The sequence below is a fragment of the Kitasatospora sp. NPDC001539 genome, from assembly GCF_040298565.1.
GTDB lineage: Bacteria > Actinomycetota > Actinomycetes > Streptomycetales > Streptomycetaceae > Kitasatospora.
Genome location: NZ_JBEPAK010000056.1, coordinates 13,324 through 31,950, shown reverse-complemented (window position 1 = coordinate 31,950; position 18,627 = coordinate 13,324). Strand labels below are relative to the sequence as shown.

General features: G+C 75.9%; 16 protein-coding genes. 5 read left to right on the top strand and 11 right to left on the bottom strand.

Going from position 1 to position 18,627, the window contains the following annotated elements:
* From ABT247_RS12210 to ABT247_RS12200, 3 genes are all read left to right on the top strand, one after another.
* Window positions 1-2,064 (top strand): TOMM precursor leader peptide-binding protein (locus ABT247_RS12210; RefSeq protein WP_350741671.1); only part of this gene is annotated, 2,064 nt, incomplete at its 5' end.
* A 66-nt stretch (window positions 2,065-2,130) separates the two neighbouring features.
* Window positions 2,131-3,759 carry a SagB family peptide dehydrogenase gene (locus tag ABT247_RS12205; protein WP_350741669.1) on the top strand — a complete coding sequence of 543 codons (1,629 nt, stop codon included), beginning with the start codon at window positions 2,131-2,133 and terminating at the stop codon, window positions 3,757-3,759.
* Window positions 3,760-4,066: 307 nt separating this feature from the next.
* On the top strand, window positions 4,067-4,993 hold the full coding sequence (locus ABT247_RS12200) for a sensor histidine kinase (RefSeq protein WP_350741667.1): 927 nt from the start codon (window positions 4,067-4,069) through the stop codon (window positions 4,991-4,993).
* Between the two features lie 9 nt (window positions 4,994-5,002).
* Here ABT247_RS12200 and ABT247_RS12195 read toward each other — a convergent pair whose 3' ends face one another.
* Together ABT247_RS12195 and ABT247_RS12190 are read right to left on the bottom strand one after the other, a co-directional pair.
* Window positions 5,003-5,611 (bottom strand): response regulator transcription factor, encoded by a 609-nt coding sequence (locus tag ABT247_RS12195; RefSeq protein WP_350741665.1) that lies wholly within the window; start codon window positions 5,609-5,611, stop codon window positions 5,003-5,005.
* A gap of 182 nt (window positions 5,612-5,793) precedes the next feature.
* Window positions 5,794-6,159: an ArsR/SmtB family transcription factor gene (locus tag ABT247_RS12190; RefSeq protein WP_350741663.1), complete on the bottom strand. Its 366-nt coding sequence runs from the start codon at window positions 6,157-6,159 to the stop codon at window positions 5,794-5,796.
* A gap of 97 nt (window positions 6,160-6,256) precedes the next feature.
* Between ABT247_RS12190 and ABT247_RS12185 the strand changes: the two genes are divergently transcribed.
* Entirely contained in the window at window positions 6,257-8,329 is a 2,073-nt protein-coding gene (locus tag ABT247_RS12185) for a heavy metal translocating P-type ATPase (protein WP_350741661.1), read from the top strand.
* 28 nt (window positions 8,330-8,357) lie between these two features.
* Here the strand turns inward: ABT247_RS12185 and ABT247_RS12180 are convergent, their stop codons facing one another.
* The 8 genes from ABT247_RS12180 to ABT247_RS12145 all read right to left on the bottom strand — a co-directional run bounded on the left by ABT247_RS12180 (window position 8,358) and on the right by ABT247_RS12145 (window position 15,989).
* The gene (locus tag ABT247_RS12180; protein ID WP_350741659.1) at window positions 8,358-8,732 is read right to left on the bottom strand and encodes a hypothetical protein; all 375 of its coding nucleotides are present in this window, start codon (window positions 8,730-8,732) and stop codon (window positions 8,358-8,360) included.
* A gap of 373 nt (window positions 8,733-9,105) precedes the next feature.
* Entirely contained in the window at window positions 9,106-9,441 is a 336-nt protein-coding gene (locus tag ABT247_RS12175; protein ID WP_350741657.1) for a hypothetical protein, read from the bottom strand.
* A gap of 149 nt (window positions 9,442-9,590) precedes the next feature.
* Entirely contained in the window at window positions 9,591-10,955 is a 1,365-nt protein-coding gene (locus ABT247_RS12170; RefSeq protein ID WP_350741655.1) for an MFS transporter, read from the bottom strand.
* Window positions 10,956-11,086: 131 nt separating this feature from the next.
* Window positions 11,087-11,440: an ArsR/SmtB family transcription factor gene (locus ABT247_RS12165; protein WP_350741653.1), complete on the bottom strand. Its 354-nt coding sequence runs from the start codon at window positions 11,438-11,440 to the stop codon at window positions 11,087-11,089.
* A 17-nt stretch (window positions 11,441-11,457) separates the two neighbouring features.
* Window positions 11,458-12,099, bottom strand: a complete 642-nt coding sequence (locus tag ABT247_RS12160) for a hypothetical protein (protein WP_350741651.1) — start codon at window positions 12,097-12,099, stop codon at window positions 11,458-11,460.
* Between the two features lie 146 nt (window positions 12,100-12,245).
* Window positions 12,246-13,457 (bottom strand): MFS transporter, encoded by a 1,212-nt coding sequence (locus ABT247_RS12155; RefSeq protein WP_350741649.1) that lies wholly within the window; start codon window positions 13,455-13,457, stop codon window positions 12,246-12,248.
* Window positions 13,458-13,519: 62 nt separating this feature from the next.
* On the bottom strand, window positions 13,520-14,320 hold the full coding sequence (locus ABT247_RS12150) for a TSUP family transporter (RefSeq protein WP_350741673.1): 801 nt from the start codon (window positions 14,318-14,320) through the stop codon (window positions 13,520-13,522).
* A gap of 325 nt (window positions 14,321-14,645) precedes the next feature.
* Window positions 14,646-15,989 carry a right-handed parallel beta-helix repeat-containing protein gene (locus tag ABT247_RS12145; RefSeq protein WP_350741647.1) on the bottom strand — a complete coding sequence of 448 codons (1,344 nt, stop codon included), beginning with the start codon at window positions 15,987-15,989 and terminating at the stop codon, window positions 14,646-14,648.
* A 100-nt stretch (window positions 15,990-16,089) separates the two neighbouring features.
* Here ABT247_RS12145 and ABT247_RS12140 point away from each other — a divergent pair, with 100 nt between their 5' ends.
* Window positions 16,090-17,250 (top strand): Dyp-type peroxidase, encoded by a 1,161-nt coding sequence (locus tag ABT247_RS12140; protein ID WP_350741645.1) that lies wholly within the window; start codon window positions 16,090-16,092, stop codon window positions 17,248-17,250.
* A gap of 91 nt (window positions 17,251-17,341) precedes the next feature.
* Here the strand turns inward: ABT247_RS12140 and ABT247_RS12135 are convergent, their stop codons facing one another.
* Complete coding sequence (locus ABT247_RS12135; protein WP_350741643.1) at window positions 17,342-18,541, bottom strand: cytochrome P450; 1,200 nt, start codon at window positions 18,539-18,541, stop codon at window positions 17,342-17,344.
* Window positions 18,542-18,627 lie beyond the last annotated feature (86 nt).

Sequence of the window (18,627 nt, the reverse complement as noted above, 5' to 3'; positions counted from 1 at the left end):
GCCCGGCTCGCGCGAGCCGGGCTGATCGGCTACCGCGACGAGCCCGCCGCCGGGCCCGAGCACCGCTCGGCCCGTGCCTACTGGGAGTTGGCGGGGCTGGACGGTGACGCCGCCCTGGCGGGGATCGGTGCGGGCGCCGCGGTGCTCGCGGTCGGCGGCGCCGACGCCGGGGAGGTGGAGCGCGCCTGCCGGGACAACGGCCTGCCGGTGACCGGTGCGGACGGCGCCGGGGCGCTGTCGGTGGTGGTCTGCGCCGACTACCTCGATCCGGCCCTGCGCGAGGTCGACGCCGCCCACCGGGCCGCCGGGCGGCCCTGGCTGGCGGTCAAGCCCGGCGGCTCCAGCCCCTGGGTCGGGCCGGTGTTCGGCGCGGCCGACGGCCCCTGCTGGACCTGCCTGGCGCACCGGCTGCGCGCCCACCGGCGCTCCGAGGTGCCGGTGCAGCGGGCGCTGGGCCTGACCGGCCCGGTGGCCCGGCCGGACACCTCGGTGCCGGCCGTCCGGGCGCTCGGCGCGCAGCTCGCCGCCCTGGAGGCCGTCAAGTGGCTGGCCGGCCACCGGCACGACGGGCAGCGGGAGATCCGGGTGCTGGACAGCCTCGGCCTGGCCGTACGGGGCCACCGGGTGGTCCGCCGCCCGCAGTGCGCGGAGTGCGGCGACCCGGGCCTGATGGCCGCCCAACTGGCCCGGCCGGTCGTCCCGGTGGCCCGTCCCAAGGCGGACGGCGCGGACTGCCACCGCGCCCGGACGCCGGAACAGGTCTACGAGCGCTACGGCCACCTGGTCAGCCCGGTGACCGGCGTGATCGCCGAGATCCGCCGGGACCCGCGCGCCCCGGTCCGGATCAACTGCTACCTGTCCGGCCGCAATCCGGTCGCCGGTGCCGGCGACCTCGCCCAACTGCGCGCCGGCCTGCGGCAGATGAGCGGCGGCAAGGGCGCGACCCCGCTGGAGGCGAAGGTCAGCGCGCTGTGCGAGGCGCTGGAGCGGCACTCCGGGGCGCTGCACGGGGACGAGACCCGGATCCGCGGCAGCTACCGGGAGCTGGCCGCGGAGGCCGTCCACCCGGACTCCTGCCAGCTGTTCGACCCGCGCCAGTACGTGGACCGGGAGCGCTGGAACGAGCGGCACTCCGTGTTCCAGCACGTGCCGGCGCCCTTCGACGAAACCGAGCCGGTGGACTGGACGCCGGTGTGGTCCCTGGCCGACGGCCGCCGGCGCCTGCTGCCCACCGGGATGCTCTACTACAGCTGCGCGGTCGGCCCGGTCCTGCCGCCCGCCGGCAGCCGGGCGCTGCGCGCCGACTCCAACGGCAACGCGGCCGGCAGCAGCCTGGAGGACGCCATCGTGCACGGCTTCCTGGAACTCGTCGAACGGGACGCCGTCGCGCTCTGGTGGTACAACCGCACCCGGCAACCGGCCGTCCGGACGGCGGAGTTCGGCGACGTCTGGGGCCGGGACACGATGGAGCTCTACGCGGGCCTGGGCCGCGAGGTGTGGGCCCTGGACCTCACCTCGGACCTCGGCATCCCGGTCTTCGCGGTGCTCTCCCGCCGCACCGACAAGCCCGCCGAGGACATCGTCTTCGGCTTCGGCGCCCACTTCGACGCCCGGATCGCCCTGCGGCGGGCCCTGACCGAGATGGGCCAGCTGCTGCCGGCCGTCCTCGGCGCGGCCCCCGACGGCACCGGCTACGACCTGGACGACCCCGAGCTGCTCTCCTGGTGGCGCGCGGCGACGGTGCGCAACCAGCCCTACCTGCTGCCCGACCCGGCCCGGCCGGCGCGCGGCCCGGCCGACTACCCGGCCGGTGCGCGCCGCGACCTCGGCGAGGAGGTCGCCGCCTGCGTGGCGACCGTCCGCGCCCACGGCCTCGACCTGCTGGTGCTGGACCAGACCAGACCCGACATCGGCCTGCCGGTGGTCAAGGTCGTCGTCCCCGGCCTGCGCCAGATGTGGGCCCGGTTCGCCCCGGGCCGCCTGTTCGACGTCCCCGTCGCCCTCGGGCGGGTGGCCCGGCCCACCCGCTACGAGGACCTCAATCCGATCCCCCTGTTCGTCTGACCGCTCCGGTCGGACCGCCCGGCGGAGCCCCCGCCCGCCGGGCCACCAGCACTGAGGAGTCACCCCATGCCGACCAGTGACGGAATCCTCGCCGCGGCCCGTGCCGCCGGCGGAGCCCGCCCCCGCGCCCTGTGGTCCCTGCGCGAGGACGTCCTGGTCGAGCCGGTCGAGCCGGACGGCTCGCTGCTGCTGAGAGCCGGCTGGGGGGACTTCCGGTTGGACCGCCCGCACCCGCTGGTGGCGGAGACCCTGCGGCGGATGGGCCTCGGGCCGATCATGCTGGAGAACGTCTTCGCCGGGGCGCTCCCGGCCGGCGGCGGCGGGGATCCGGTGCCCGACCGCGCCGGGCAGACCGAGGTGCTGCGGGTGCTGCACCGGCTCCAGCACCTGGTGGTGCGCTCGCTCGGCCTGGAGGACGCCGCCCAGCCGCTGCTGTCGGTGGTGCCGCTGGCCAAGGAGGCCCGGTTCCACCCCGGGCCGGTCGAACCGGGCCGGCCGGTCCGGCTGTCCCGCTTCGCCTTCCTGCGCACCGAGGGCGCCGGCTTCGTGCTGGAGGCGCCCACCGCCCTGCACCGGGTCGAGCTGCACCGGCCGGAGAGCGCCCGGGTGGTGGGCATGCTCGGCCGCCCGGTGCGGCCCGCCGAGATCGTGCCGGAGTCCGGCCTGTCCGAACCGGCGGTCCTGGCGGTGCTGGCCCACCTCGCGGGTGCCGGCCTGCTGTCGGTCGCCGAGGACGGCGGGCCGGCGCCCCGGCCCTCGGTGGAGTTGATCCGGCTGTCCGCCCCGACCTTCGGCGAGGACGCCGATCCGGTGCTGGCCGCGTGGTCCGGGGTGGACCTGTTCTTCCACACCCGCAGCACCACCGGGCGCCACGACGGCCCGTTCGGTGCGACGTACCCGCTGCGCGGGCACACCGATCCCGAGCCCGCGCTGCGCCCGCTCCCGGCCGGCCGGCGCCACCCGCTGGCCCGGCCCGACCTCAAGCAGGTGCTGGCGGGGGACCCGGTGCTGACCACGGTGATCGAGGGCCGCCGTTCGATCCGCGAGTTCGGCGCCGCGCCGTTCACCGCGGAGCAGCTCGGCGAGTTCCTGCACCGAACCGTCCGGGTGCGCGGGCTGCGGCCGGCCGCGGCCGACGACCCGTCCGGCGAGCCGGTCAGCGACCGCCCGTACCCCAGCGGGGACGGCGCGTACGAGCTGGAGTTCTACCCGGCGGTGCGGGACTGCGAGGGCCTGCCGGACGGGATCTACTACTACGCGCCGGGCGAGCACTGCCTGATCGCGGTGAACGAGAGCCGGGAGGAGCTCGACGAGCTGTTCGCCGAGGCCGCGGTGGGGGCCCGGCTGGCCACCCCGCCGGGCGTGGTGGTCGCCATCACCTCCCGGCACCGCCGGCTCTCCTGGAGGTTCAGCGGCCTCGCGTACGCGCTGACGCTCAAGCACGTCGGTGTGGTGACCCAGAGCATGTACCTGGTCGGGACGGCCATGGGCCTGGCGACCTGCGCGTTGCGCAGCGGCGACATCGAACTGGCCGACCGGGCGCTGCGGGTCGACTGGCGGGCCGAGAGCAGGGTCGGCGGCTTCGTCCTGGGCACGCTGCCGGAGGGCAGCCGCCCGGTCGGCGAGCAGCCGGTGGATCCGGCCGATTTCACCGGCTGGGACGAGTGTGCGAACGAGGTGTCCTCGCGGCGATAGCCGCGCCCTATACTCCCCCCAAGTCGCTTGGGGGGAGTACAGCTTGAGTGGGACCGTACGTGTGCGGAGGGGGTCGGACGGGTCCGGCGGTGCGGGGGGTCGGCCCGCCGGGGAAAACAGACCGGCCGGTTTCAACGCCCCCCCGCCGAAGCTGGCGTTGGCCATTGTGGTGATCGTGCAGCTCGGCTTCGTCGTGGTCGGCTTTCTGAACATGTCGACCAGCCATCCGACGGAAAGCCAATTCGCTGTCGCGAGCCTGACATTCACGGCCGCTTCGGCCCTGCAATTCGTCCACTGCGCGCCCCGGATGCACCGCGTCCGCGAGCGCTACGGACGCTGGACGCTGCTCGCCCAGGCGGTGCTCACCTACCTGCCGCTGGTGTTCTTCGGCTTCGCCTGGGGCGGGATGGCGGGCTTCCTGGGCTCCTCGGTGCTGCTCCTGCTGCCCGGCCGGCGGGCCGGGGCGGCCTTCGGAGCGGTGGTGCTGCTCTCCGGGGTCAGCGGCGCGCTGCTGGGCATCGGCGTGGCCGAGGCGGTCTACCTCACCGTGGCGACGGCGCTCACCGGGCTGATCGTCTTCGGCCTGACCAGGCTGGCCCAGCTGGTCATCGAGGTGCAGCAGGCCCAGCAGGAACTGGCCCGGCTGGCCGTCACCAGGGAGCGGCTGAGGTTCGCCCGGGACCTCCACGACCTGCTCGGCTACAGCCTCTCCGCGATCACCCTGAAGAGCGAGCTGACCTGCCGGCTGGTGACGGCCAACCCGGAGCGGGCGCTCGACGAGCTCGGCGGGGTGCTGGAGATCTCCCGGCAGGCCCTGGCCGACGTGCGCGCGGTGGCCCGCGGCTACCGCGACATGTCGCTGGAGAGCGAGGCGCTCTCCGCGCGCTCCGTGCTCTCCGCGGCCGACATCGAGGCCCGCTTCGACCTGGGCGGCATCCAGCCCGCCGGCGAGGCCGACACCGTGCTCGCCACCGTGCTGCGCGAGGGCGTCACCAACCTGCTGCGGCACAGCAAGGCCGAGTGCTGCGTCGTCAAGGGCCGGGCGGAGGACGGGCGGCTGCGGCTCACCCTCTCCAACGACGGCGTCCCCGAGCGGGCAGCGCTCGGGGACGGCGACCGGCACGGCGGCGGCCTGGACAACCTGGAGGTGCGGCTCGCCGAGGTCGGCGGGCGGCTCAGCGCCGGGCCGGACGGGCGCGGGTGGTTCCACCTGGTCGCCGAGGTGCCGGCCTGACCCCTGCGGTCAGACCAGCCAGCCGGATTCCTCGGCCAGCCGGATCGCGTCGATGCGGTTGCGGGCGTTGAGCTTGGTCACGATCGTCGTCAGGTAGTTCCGGACCGTCCCGACCGACAGGTGCAGGGCCGCCGCGATCTCCGCCGCCTCGGCGCCGCCGGCGGCGGCCCGCAGCACCTCCGTCTCCCGCAGGGTCAGCGGGTTGCGGCCGCTGTCGAAGGCGTCCAGCAGCAGCTGGGGGTCGATCACCCGCCGACCCGCCGCCACCCCGCGGACCGCCTCCGCGAGTTGCGCGGGCGGCGCGTCCTTCAGCAGGAAGCCCGAGACCTGCGCCTCCAGCGCCCGGCGCAGGGTGCCGGGCCGCCCGAGGCTGGTGAGGATCAGCGACCGGCACTGCGGCAGCTCGGACTTGAGCCGGCCGGCGGCGGTCAGGCCGTCCATGCCGGGCAGGTCGATGTCGATGATCGCCACGTCGGGCCCCGTCTCCAGGGCCTTCGGCACCACCAGGTCGCCGCGCTCGGTCTCCGCGACCACCTCGAGGTCGTCCTCCAGGTCCAGCAGCGCCACCAGCGCGCCTCGGACCATGTGCATGTCCTCGGCCAGCAGAATCCGTATCACCCGGTACTCCCCCCAGAGCGGCCGGGCACGCCGCCCGGACGGACTCCGATGGTAGGGGAACCGGGCTCCGGCGGTGCCCGACACGCGCGCCGTTCCCGGGGCCGCGGGCGGTGCGCGTCCGTACGGTCGCGGGGGTGCCGGTCCGGCCCGGCGGGACGCGCCGGACCGGCCGGCCCACGGCGCTACTCCGGGGCGTCCAGCTCGTCGGTGAGCCCGAGCCGCAGGTGTTCGATGTGGTAGACCGCCTGGTCGAGCAGCGCCGCGACGTGGTTGTCGTAGAGCGCGTAGACCACCGAGCGGCCCTGCCGCTGCCCGACCACCAGGCCGAGGTTGCGCAGCAGCCGCAGCTGGTGGGAGCAGGCGGACTGCTCCATGCCGACCTCGGCCGCGAGTTCGGTCGCCGCGCACGGCCCCTCGCGCAGCCGGGAGAGGATCAGCAGCCGGGACGGCGTGGCCAGGGCCTGAAGCGTGGTCGCCACCCGGGCGGCGCTGGTCGCGTCCAGGCGCGTGTGCGGGACGGCGGTTGCGGGGGCGGCTCCATGACCCATGCGGCCCATAGTACAACCGACGCATGAAGGAGCGTTCATATGTTCATGTATGCTGGACGAGTCATCGGCCCCACCCTGCCCGAAGGGTCACCTCCGCATGCCCACCACCCTGGCCGAGCGCCCCGCGCCCACCGCCGCACCACGCTCGGACACCGCCCCGCGCCGCCGCACCCGGGCGTTCGCGCTGCCCGAGGCCCGCTGGGCCGGCGCCGCGGCCCTGCTCTTCCTGATCGCGCTGCCGATGCAGCTCGCCGGTGCCCCGGCGTGGACCTGGGGCCCGCTGTACGCCGCCGCCTACGCGAGCGGAGGCTGGGAGCCCGCCCTGGCCGGACTCCGGGCGCTGCGCGAGAAGACCCTCGACGTCGACCTGCTGATGGTCGTGGCCGCGCTCGGCGCCGCCGCCGTCGGCCAGGTGATGGACGGCGCACTGCTGATCGTCATCTTCGCCACCTCCGGCGCGCTGGAGGCCCTGGCCACCGCCCGGACCGCCGACTCGGTGCGCGGACTGCTCGACCTGGCGCCCGCCACCGCGACCCGGCTCCTCGGGGACGGCACCGAGGAGACCGTGCCGACCGGGGACCTGGCCGTCGGCGACACCGTCCTGGTGCGGCCGGGGGAGCGGATCGGTGCCGACGGGCGGGTGCTGGACGGCGCCGGCGAGGTCGACCAGGCCACCATCACCGGCGAACCGCTGCCCGTCGCCAAGCTGCCCGGCGACGAGGTGTTCGCCGGCACCCTCAACGGCACCGGGGCGCTGCGGATCCGGGTCGACCGGGACGCCTCGGACTCGGTGATCGCCCGGATCGTCGCCATGGTCGAGGAGGCCTCCGAGACCAAGGCGCCGACCCAGCTGTTCATCGAGAAGGTCGAACAGCGCTACTCGATCGGCATGGTGATCGCGACCCTCGCCGTCTTCGCCGTCCCGCTCGCCTTCGGCGCCGCCCTCACCGGTTCGCTGCTGCGCGCGATGACCTTCATGATCGTCGCCTCGCCCTGCGCCGTCGTCCTCGCCACCATGCCGCCGCTGCTGTCCGCCATCGCCAACGCCGGCCGCCACGGCGTGCTGGTCAAGTCCGCCGTGGTGATGGAACGCCTCGGGCAGGTCGACGCCGTCGCCCTCGACAAGACCGGCACCCTCACCGAAGGCACCCCGCGCGTCACCGACCTCCGGCCCCTGCCCGAGTCCGGGCTCACCGAGAGCCGGCTGCTGGCCCTGGCCGCGGCCGCCGAGCACCCCAGCGAGCACCCGCTCGCCCGCGCCGTCGTCGACGCCGCCCGGTCCCGCGGGCTCGCGGTGCCGGCCGCCGAGGACTTCGCCTCCGTCCCGGGGATCGGGGTGACCGCCCGGGTGGAGGGCCGGATCGTCGCGGTCGGCACGCCGGAGCGGCTGCACGCGGGCCTCCCCCGGCCGGAGGGCGGGGAAGGCCGCGGGGGCGCAGTGGCCGTCACCGCCGACGTCACCGCCGCCGTCACCGCCGCCGGGCCCGCCGGAGGGACCGTCGCGGCGATCGTCGCCGAGGTGGAGGCCCGCGGCCGCACCGCCGTCCTGGTGGAGGTCGACGGCCTGCCCGTCGGCGTGCTCGGCATCGCCGACCGGCTGCGCCCCGACGCCGCCGCGACGGTGTCCGCGCTGACCGGCCTCACCGGCCGCGCCCCGATGCTGCTCACCGGCGACAACCCGCGCGCCGCCGCCGCGGTGGCCGCCGAGGTCGGCATCGCGGAGGTCCGGGCCGGGCTGCTGCCGCAGGACAAGGTCGCCGCCGTCCGGGAGCAGGAGGCGGCCGGCCGCAGGCTGCTGGTGATCGGCGACGGGGTCAACGACGCACCGGCCCTGGCCGCCGCCCACACCGGCGTCGCGATGGGTCGGGCCGGCTCCGACCTCGCCCTGGAGACCGCCGACGCGGTCATCGTGCGCGACGAACTCGCCACCGTCCCGGCCATGGTGGCGCTCTCCCGGCGGGCGAGGTCCTTCGTGGTGCAGAACCTGGTGATCGCCTCGGTGTTCATCTCGGTGCTGGTCGCCTGGGACCTCGTCGCCACCCTGCCGCTGCCGCTCGGTGTGCTGGGCCACGAGGGCTCGACCGTCATCGTCGGCCTCAACGGCCTGCGGCTGCTGCGCGAGGCGGCGTGGGTGCGGGCCCGGGGACAGGCGCGGGGCACGCGGGCGTAGGGCCGGCGGCCGGGGCCGGCCCGTCCGCTCAGAGCGCGGTGAGGACGTCCTGGTGCGCCCCGTCGAGGACGAGGCCGTTGTCCCAGCGGACCCGGACCGTCACCCGGCGCCCGCGCTCCCGGTGCGCGACCCACTCCGGCTCCAGCGCGGCGATCTCGGCCTCCAGCCGCTCCCGGCTCGCCACCGGCATGGTGTGCCCGTAGTCGTCGAACAGCGCCTTGAGCCGCTGGTACTCGCCGACCCCCGCGCTCTCCGGGAGTTCACCGTCCACCCGCTCGACGGTCCCCTCGAGCCCGGCCCCCAGCGAGAGGAACCCGACGACGGCACCGGCCTCCCCGGCGAGCGCCTCGCCGATCGCGAGGTCCTCCGCCAACCTGACGCGCCGTCCTTCCTCCAGGGCCATCCGCCCTCCACCTCTCGCTCGATCGCCGCCGCAGGCGCCGGGCGGCGCGGGCCACCGGCCATTATCCGCTGAGCCCGGCGCGGCACCGCGCGGGGCGGGGGCGGGCGGCCGCCCGGCGTGGGACGTCGGTCCGGCCGACTTCCCACTCCGGGCGCTCTCGGGGCGGGGCCGCCGGGCCGGAGGGACGGGCACCCGGCACCGCGTTCGAGGCCCGTTCAGCGCGGACCGGCCGCAAGGCCGTCGCCGCCCGTTGTCCGAGGTGGCGCCTACGGCCTCGGCATGGGCATTCCGGAGGTCATCCCGATCGGACACGAGCCCGACTACCGCACGAGCACCATCGGGCGGTGGCAGGGCGGCCAGTTCTTCGCGCCGGTCACGCGGCCTTCCCCGAGGGCTGGAGCGGCGACGACTGGCCGTCCCGGAAGCGCTGGTGCGCGGTGCTGCACCGGTTCGACGCGGCCGGCCGGTACCTGGACTCGCGCATCCGGTTCACCGGTACCACGGCGGACGGCGAGCAGAAGGCGATCCGCGCGGCCCGGCTGCTGCTCGACGAGTGGCTGGACGCTCTTCCGGAGCGGCAGTACCAGGACATCGCGATCGCACCCTTCGCCGTCCGGTTCGGAGGATCCTGTTCGGCCTGGTCCTGGAGGAGGACGTGGACGAGGAGGACGAGGAGGAGGAAGACGGCGGCGTGCGGGCCGAGTTCCATCCCGACGGCCTGGGCTTCGGCGCCCCCTGGCGCGGTTGCTACGACACCTGAGCCCGCGCCGGCGGCTGTGACCCCGGCCGGCATCGGGGCGCAGAGCACCGGCGGCAACCATCCTGAGGTGCCGCCGCCCCGTCCGAGCGGGCGCGCCGTCAGCCGAGGGCCGCCGGCCGGGGGCGGGGCCAGCTCGGGTGGTGCTGGTCGATCACGAAGCGGTGCCCGTGCTGCCAGGCGCCGGTGGGAGTGGGGCGGGCGTCGGCGAGGTGGGGGTGGTCCGGCGGGAGGTCGGTGTGGAGGTGGCTGAGGGCGTCCGGGTCGCGGGTGGGCCAGAGGGTGGCGGCGGCGGTGGCGGCGGCCAGGGCCACCGCGCCCAGGACCGCGGCGGTGGCGGGCAGGCCGGCGGCCGCCGCGAGCCGGCCGGCCAGGGGGTAGGTGAGCAGCCAGCAGCCGTGGGAGAGGGAGAACTGGGCGGCGAAGGCGGCGGGCAGGTCGGGGTCGGCGGCGGAGCGGCGGACGACCCGGCCGCCCGGGGTGAGGACGGCGGAGCTTCCGGCGCCGACCAGGGCCCAGGCGGCGAGCAGGGCGAGCCAGCTGCCGGTCCCGGCCGGGGTGGCGGTGATCGCGGTGACGGCGGCGAGGACGCAGGGCAGGGCGAAGGCCGCGGGGAGCATCACGGAGCGGTCGCTGACCCGCGCGAGCAGCCGGGGCAGCAGCAGTGCGGCGAGCATCGAGCCGGCGCCGTAGGCACCGAGGGCGAGGGAGACGGCCCCGGCCGGGCGGTGGAAGTGGTCGCGGACCACGTTGACGGTGTCGACGAAGACGATCGCGCCCGCCGCCGCGACCGCGAGGTCCAGCGCGAGCAGGGCCCGTAGCCGGGGCGTGGCCCAGAACAGCCGGGAGCCGAAGGCCGCCCTGCGGTGGATCCCGCCGGTGCGCTCGACCGGGCGGGGCGTGGGCAGGACGGCGGAGACGACCAGCGCCGCGGAGGCGACGAAGCCCACCGTGGTGCCGGCGAACAGCCAGTCGTACGGGACGACGGAGAGCAGCAGGGCGGCGAGCGCCGGGCTGAACAGCGATTCGAGGTCGTAGGCGAGCCGGGAGAGCGAGAGCGCCCGGGTGTAGTCGCGTTCGGCGGGCAGCACGTCCGGGATGGTGGCCTGGAAGGTCGGGGTGAAGGCGGCGGAGGCGGCCTGGAGCAGGAAGACCAGGAGGTAGACCTGCCACACCCGGTCCACGAAGGGCAGGGTGAGCGCGACTCCCGCGCGGGTGAGGTCCATCGCGACCATCAACGCCCGGCGCGGGATCCGCCCGGCGAGCGCTCCGGCGATCGGCGCGATCGTCACGTAGGCGACCATCTTGATCGCCAGCGCGGTGCCGAGCACCGCCGAGGCGTCGCGGCCGGCGATCGAGTACGCCAGCAGCGACAGGGCCACGGTGGCCAGTCCGGTGCCGACCAGGGCGACGACCTGGGCGGTGAACAGGTGGCGGTAGGTGCGATCGCGCAGCACGCTCGGCATGGGACCCGTCCCGGGGGCGGCGGTGGCGGATGACGCCTCCACCATAGTCAATGCGTGCGTACCTGTGCACCTGTTGGGCGAACGGATCCGCCGCCCGGTGGACTCCGCCGCCGGGGGCAGGGGCGGGGGCCTCAGTCGTGCGGCGGCAGGTGTCCGATCTGGTGGTCGGCGACGTTCAGCGCCTCGTCCACGAGCCGCCGCAGGTGCCCGTGCCGCAGCGAGTAGACGACCCGCCGCCCGTCCTTGCGGGTGGCGACCAGACCCGCCAGCCGGAGCTTCGCCAGGTGCTGGCTCACCGAGGGGCGGGCGGCCCCGGTCGCCTCGGTCAGCGTGGTCACGTCCGCCTCGCCCCGCCCGAGCCGCTCCAGCAGCGCGAGCCTGGTCCGGTCGGCGAGCAGCGCCAGCACGGACGCGGCGACGTCCAGCCGCACCTCGCTCCGCTGCTGCGAGCCGTGCGCATCTGCCAGATCGGTGCCGGTGCCCATGCGGCCATCGTAGGCCTTCAGCGCGTGCACGCGTGCGCACCCGACGACCTCCGCCGCCAGTAGGCGACGGTGACGGCGGCCAGCAGCGGGCCCCAGAGCAGCAGCGGGGCGTAGCAGGCGAGGAGTACGGCGGTGTGCCAGTCCCCGGCGAACACCGGGATGCCGTCACCCAGGGGGCGCCCTTGGACGGTGCGGCCCAGCGAGAGCATCACGGTGAACAGGGCCGTGAGGCAGACCAGTGCGACGGCGCCGAGCGCGGCCGGGACGACGGCCGCCGCCACCGGGACGCGGCGGCCGCGCAGCACCGGGAGCCAGTGCGGGAAGACCTCGCCCCAGCGGGCGACCAGGCCCGGCGCGGACAGGGCCAGCAGCTCGGAGACGGCGGACAGCAGGACGACGTACAGCTCCAGCGGCAGCCACCAGGGAAGGTTTCCGGAGTCCGGGCGGCTACCGCCGTCCAGCGGGACGTGGAGGGTGCAGGTGGCGATCCGCCAGGCACTGGACGGCAGGACGATGAGCGGCACGGCCCGGGCGGCGATCCGGGCCCAGCGGGGGACACCCGGGACGGGCGTGTGGAGGGCGGACCAGGCGGCGCGTAGCCGTCGGCGGGCGCCGGGCGGCGGCGTGTGCGGGGCGGTGGTCGGCACTTCGGCGGTCATGGGCGGCTCTCCGGTCCGGTGGGTGCTGCGCCCCCACCGTCGCAACCGGAGCCGTGGCGGCGCCTCGGCCGGTGGGCGGAGCCGCCTCCCCCCCCGGCGGGGGAGCGGGCTCCCGCCCGGGCGGGGCGGAGCCGGCCGCCGGCCGGTCAGTCCGCCGGCTGCTCCACGGGCTCCGCCGCCGCGCGGTCGTCGGCGGGGGCCGGGGCGGGCTCCAGGTTGCCCATCCTGGGCAGGGCGAGGAGCGCGGCGAGCAGCAGGACGCCGCTGATGACCAACGGGGTGCGGACGTTGACGGCGGAGCCGATCCAGCCGCTCAGGGCCGCGCCGACCAGCATGCCGATCCGGGTGAGCATCAGGTAGCAGCTGTTGACCCGGCCGAGCAGTTCCTTCGGGACGATCTGCTGGCGCAGCGAGATCGCCTGGACGTTCCACGTCACCACGCCGAAGTTGCCGACCGCGAACAGCACCGCCACCAGGACCACCGAGGGGCTCAGCCCCATCAGCAGCAGCGCGGAGCCCATCAGCACGAAGGAGAGCGCGATCCGGGCCCGCCGGCCCATCCGCTGACCGAGCCGGCCGGCCAGCGTGCTGGCGGCCGTGCCGCCGACCACGCCGGAGGCGAGGACGGCGCCGTAGGCCCAGGTCGGGGCGTCCAGGGTGCGGGTGACCAGCAGCGCCAGCATGGTGATGCCGAGCGCGGAGGCGCCTCCGGCCAGGGCGGAGAGGGTGGCGACCAGCCTCAGCTGCTTGTGCTGGTAGAGCCAGCGGACACCCTCGCGGATCTCGGTGAACACCGGGCGGCCGGTGTGCGGCCGGGGCGCGGTGGAGCGGCCGGTGGCGAAGACCAGGGCGGCGGCGAGCGCGAAGGAGATGCCGTCCACGGTGAACGGGGAACCGGCGGCGAGGGCGAACAGGGTGGTGCCGACCAGCGGGCCGGCCATCCGTCCGACCAGCAGGCCGCCCTGCAGCCGTCCGTTGGCGGCGTCGAGCTGGTCGGGCCGGACCACGTCCGGGATGGCCGAGGTGGCGGCGTTGACGAAGACCGTCTCCCCGCAGCCGAGGACGAAGGCCAGGACGGCGAGCGCGGCCAGCGGCGGGGTGGCGAGGAAGACCCAGCCGGCGAAGCCGAGCACGATGACGGCCCGTCCGATGTCGATCGTCCACATCAGCCGGCGGCGGTCGAAGCGGTCGGCGACGACACCGCCGAACAGGGCCATCAGCAGCCAGGGGAGCGAACCGGACACCGCGACCAGCGAGACGGCCTTCGGCGAGTCCGAGACCGTCAGCGCGAGCAGCGGCAGCGAGGAGTCGCGCATGCCGTCGCCCACGGCCGAGATCGATGAGGCCGACCACAGCATGGCGAATTTACGGCCCAGTTGGGGCCTGCTGCGCTGCGGGGGTGTGGCTACGCTGGCTGAGGTCACCGAGGCAGTATGGCATGACCGCTACAGATTTGGCCGCCCTTCACAGAGCATTCCCAGCTGGGTGGCCAGAGTCCGGAAACGCCCTTGACAAGGGTGGTCAACCCGCCGGTCAGGGCCAGTCCCAGCACCACGGCGCGGGCCCGCCGCTCGGACACCCGGGCGGCCGGCGCCCGGCCCGCCGGCGCGCCGCCCGCGAGCGCGGCGGTCACCAGCCCCCACACGGGCGCGCTCAGTCCGGGCAGCCCCTTGGCCGCCGGCGAGAGCGCGTTCACCAGCACGCCGTACAGCTGGGCGTTGGGCACGAACTCCCGTGCCGTCCACCCGGAGTTCACGGCGTACAGCGACATCGCCGGGCCGCCCACCCCGGCGGCCGAGTTCATGAACCCGCTGGCGGCACCCGCGATCACCGCCCCGCCCAGCCCGCGCAGCGCGGCCGCCCGGACGCCCCGGATCACCAGCAGCGTGGCCGCGCAGACCAGCAGGCCGATGCCGATCAGCAGTCCCGGCGCGGGCACCCGCGCCGCCACCCGGGCCCCGGCCGGGACGGTGCAGGCGGCGGCCAGGACCAGCGGCAGCATGGTCGCCGGCCGTACGTGCCGCCAACTCCCGGCCAGGCCGACGGCGCTGATGGCTCCGGCGGCGAAGTCGGCCGGCGTCACCCCGCCGTCCGTGCCGAGCATCAGCACCAGGACGGGCGCCGCGACCAGGGCGAAGCCCATGCCGGCCAGCCGCTGGACGGACGCGCCCACCAGGACGGCCAGGCCCAGCAGCAGATCGCCGGTCCAGCCGCCCGTCAGCACGGCACGCGGCCGGGCCGCGGGAGCCCCGCGGCCCGGGTGGGCCGGAGCCCCGCCGGGCGGTTCATGCAGCCTCCCCGTGCGTGCCGGCTCCTGGTCCGTACGGGCTCCTCGTTCGCCCGGGTTCCTGGTTCACGCCGGCTCCTGGTTCCTAAGGGCTCCCCGCCAGCCGCGGGGCTCCTCGGCGGGCGGTCGGACCCACCGATCATGCCCCACGGCGCAGTTGCCGGGAATCCGGTGGGCCACGGTGCCTTCCCGGCACCTCGGCCGCCCGCCCCGTCCGCCGGACCGCCCGCCCGACGTCCCGCAGGCGCGCCCCCCGGGGTCACGGTTTCGGCAGCGCGTCGGCCGTCGCGGGGAGCGGGTAGGCCTCCGGGTCGACGGCTCCCGGCAGTCCGACGGCCGGCCGGCCGGGAGCGCCGGGGTCGGGCAGGGACGGCTGGGCGGGCGGCGCCTTGACCTGGTGGAAGGGGATGCCGGGCGGGGCCTGGACCGGGGCCGTACGGCCGGCGGGCAGCGGGCCGCGGCTCGGCGTGCCGCAGGCGGCCAGGCCCTCCAGGTCGTCGGGGCTCTGGACGGCGGGCTGGTTGCCGGTGAAGCAGTTGCCGGGGTCGGCGGAGGCGAGGACGAGGTCGACGCCGTTGGCCTCGGTGCGGTTGCCCTGGACCTGGTTGCCGGCGGCGGGGTGGCCGGGCGGGTCGGTGATGACCACGCCGGCCGCCCGGTTGCCCCGGACGAGGTTGCGCTCGATCCGGTTCGCCGTGCCGCCGCCGATCCCGATCCCGATGCCGAAGCCGCCGTCGGCCTGTTCGGGGGTGTCGGCGGCGTTGTTGTCGGTGACGGCGTTCCCGGCGATCACGGCCCCGTGCTGCGGTGCGAGCGCCTCCAGGTCGTTGGAGTTGACGGTGACGCCGACCCGGTTGCCGACCACGCGGTTGCCGAGGACGTACAGCCCGTCGGAGGAGTTGGTGAGTTCGATGCCGACGGCGTTGCGCTCGACGGTGTTGCCGCGCACCAGGGTGTCGCAGGGCTTGCACTGGCCGACGTAGATGCCGGAGTCGGCCCCGCCGGAGGCGTAGGAGTCCTCGATGACGCCCGCCCGGGCGTCGAAGGCGTAGATGCCGTAGAGGCCGTTGTCGTAGGCGGTGACCCGGGTGGCGCGGAAGCCCTGGACGGCGGGGAACCGGGCGGTGTCCAGCGGGTCGTAGGCGGAGCCCCCGGCGCCGCGCTGCTGGAGCTTCTCGTCGGTGACACCGGTGAACAGCACGCCGTTGGCGAGGAAGCCGTGCACGGTGAGGTTCTCGACCACCGAGCCGGGGCCGGTGACGGTGACGCCGTTGACCAGCCGTACGCCGCCGTCCAGGACGACGGTGTTGCGGTCGGCGCCGCGCAGCACGACGCGGGGCTTGGTGATCCGCACGCTCTCCTGGTACGTGCCCGGGGAGACCAGCACGGTGTCGCCCTCGCGGGCGGCGTCCACGGCCTTCTGGATGTTCGGGAAGTCCTGGGGGACCCGCACCACCGTGCCCTCGGGGTGGCGGGCGTCGGAGGAGGTGCCGGAGGAGGAGCAGCCGGACAGGGCGAGGGAGCCGGCGAGCAGCAGCGCGAGCGGGCCGCCGGGTGCCCGCCTGCCGGGCAGGAATGCGGAGCGGATTCGGAATTGACGCACAGTCAAAAGTTGCATAAGGGGTGTTCTATCGTCTCCAATGTCGGTCATGCATGCGGAAACCGGAAAGGTCCGGAAAGAACCGGGAGCCGCCGGAGGCGGTGTGCACCGGAGGGCGTTGATCGCGGGCGGCGGCGCGGTACTGGCCGCCGGGGTCGGTGCCGGACTCGGTGCCGGGGTCGTCGCGCTGGGGCACGGGCGGTCGGCCTCCGCGCCGCCGCCGCCCGCCCCGCCGGCCGCCGTTCCGTTCCACGGGCAGCGGCAGGCCGGGGTGACGGCCCCGCAGCAGCCGGCCACCGTGCTGCTGGCACTCGACCTGGCGCCCGCCACCACCGCGGACGGGCGCGGCGCGCTGCGTTCCCTGCTGGGCGAGTTGACGGCGGTGCTCGGCGGGGCGGCGGACGGCACCTCGACGGACCCGCGGCTGCGGGGCGGGGAACCGGCGCAGCTCAGCAGCCTGGTGGGGGTCGGACCGGGCCTGGCCGCGCGGCTGGGGCTGAACGTGCCGTCCGTGCTGGCCGATGTCCCGGCCTTCCCCGGTGACCGGCTCGAGCCGGCGCGCGGCGGCGGAGACGTGGTGGTGCAGCTGTGCGCCGCCGACCGCTGGCCGCTGACGGTCGTCGCCGAACTGGTCGGTGCCGCGGCGAAGTCGGCGGGGGCCGGGGTCCGCTGGAGCCAGTCCGGCTTCCTGGCGCGGACCGCACCGGGCACCACGCCGCGCAACCTCTTCGGCTACAAGGACGGCACGGCCAACCCCGACGAGGCGGCCGCCCGGCAGTGGGTGTGGGGCCCGCCCGGGCCGTACGAGCACGGCACGGTGCTGGTCTACCGCCGGATCCGGATGGACACCGCCGCCTTCGCCGCCCTCCCGGAGGACCGGCGGGACCTGGCCATGGGCCGCCGTCTCGCCGACGGCACCCCGCTCACCGGCACGGCCGAGCACGACGACCCGGACATCTACGCCAAGAACCCCGACGGCTCGTACGTCATCCCCGGCACCGCCCACGTCCGCCTGGCCAGCCCCCGCCTGGACTCCGGGGCCCGGATGCTGCGGCGCGGCTACAGCTACGACGACGGCCCGGACGACCGCGGGCTGCTGTTCTGCGCCTTCGTGCGGGATCCGGCCCAGTTCAACCGGGTGCAGGAGCGGCTGGCGGCGAAGGACGCGCTCAACCCCTTCCTGGTGCACACGGCTTCGGCGGTGGCGTACGTGCTGCCGGGGGTGCCGGAGGGCGGGGTGCTGGGCGAGGGGCTGTGGGCGTAGCGGCCGGACCGCCGGCCGTTCCGGGGCCGCGGCGAGGGCCGGGCCCGGGGACGGCCGGGCCGGGGAACGGCCCGGTCGCGGGGGCGCCCGGTCACCAGGTGACCGGCAGCGCGGCCGGGCTGCGGGTGGTGGTGCCCAGCTGCCAGGGGAGGTCGTCGACGGGGGTGGTGAGACGCAGGCCGGGCAGGGCGGTGGCCAGGCGGCGGAGCGACTCGCGCATCTCGAGCCGGACCCGCCAGGCGCCGATGCAGTAGTGGGGGCCGGCGCTGAAGGCGAGGGTGGGGGCGTCGAGGGGGAGGGCGAGGTCCGCGTCGAGGCCCGCGGGATAGACGGCGGGGTCGCGGTTGGCGCTGCCGAGGGCGGCGGCGACGACGGCGCCCGCCGGGATGGTGACGTCGCCGACCTCGATCGCGGCGGTGGCGCGGCGGAGGGTGGTCTCCTCGTCGCCGAGCGGGATGAAGTGGAGCAGGCGTTCGACGCTGCGCTCGGCGATGCCGGTGTCGGCCAGCAGGGGCCAGTCGTCGGCGCGTTCGCCGAGGAGGTAGGTCAGGGCGTTGCCGAGGGCGCCGGTGACGCTCTCGTTGCCGCTGGCCGTGAGCCCGAGGACGAGGAAGGCGAGGGTGTCCTCGGGGACGCCGCCGTCCTGGTCCGCGGCCCGGACGAGCCGGCTGACCAGGTCGGCGCCGGGCGCGCGGCGCCGGTGGGCGATCAACTCCTCGGTGAAGGAGCGGAATTCGGCGAGCGCCGGGCCGTGGTCCTCGGCCGGGTCGCCGCCCTGGGCGAGCAGGGCGAGGGTCCAGCGCCTCAGCCGCTCCTCGTCCAGGTGGGCGGGGCCGTCGCCGTCGAGGCCCATCAGCCGCGTCGTGACGGCGAAGGGCACCGGCCGGGTGAAGGCCGTGACCAGGTCGGCGGGCGGTCCGGCGGCGACCAGCGCGTCCACGGCCTGCTGGACGGCGGCCGCGACCCACGGCTGCCAGCCGGCGATGGCGCGCGGGGTGAAGGCCTTCTGGATGGTGGCGCGCAGCCGGCGGTGGGCGGGGCCGTCCTGGTTGAAGAGCGAGGCCGGGTTGGCGGCCACGTCGGCGGTGCCGCCGGCGGTGCCGACCTCGTGCAGGTCGGCCCGGGTGAGGCGGGGGTCGCCGAGGACCTGCCGGACGTCGCGGTAGCGGGTGACGAGCCAGGCGCGGGTGCCGTCCGGGAGGGTGGTCGGGCGCGGCGGCTGGGCGGGGGTGACCGGGAGCCGGTGGAGCGGGGGGAGCGGGGTCGCGGTCTCGTGCGCGGCGGTGGACATGGATCCCTTCGGGGGCGACGGGCCGACGGGGTGCGGCCATCCAACTGTCTTATTGTCTGCGGAATTTGAGCCCTGGTGGGCTCTTC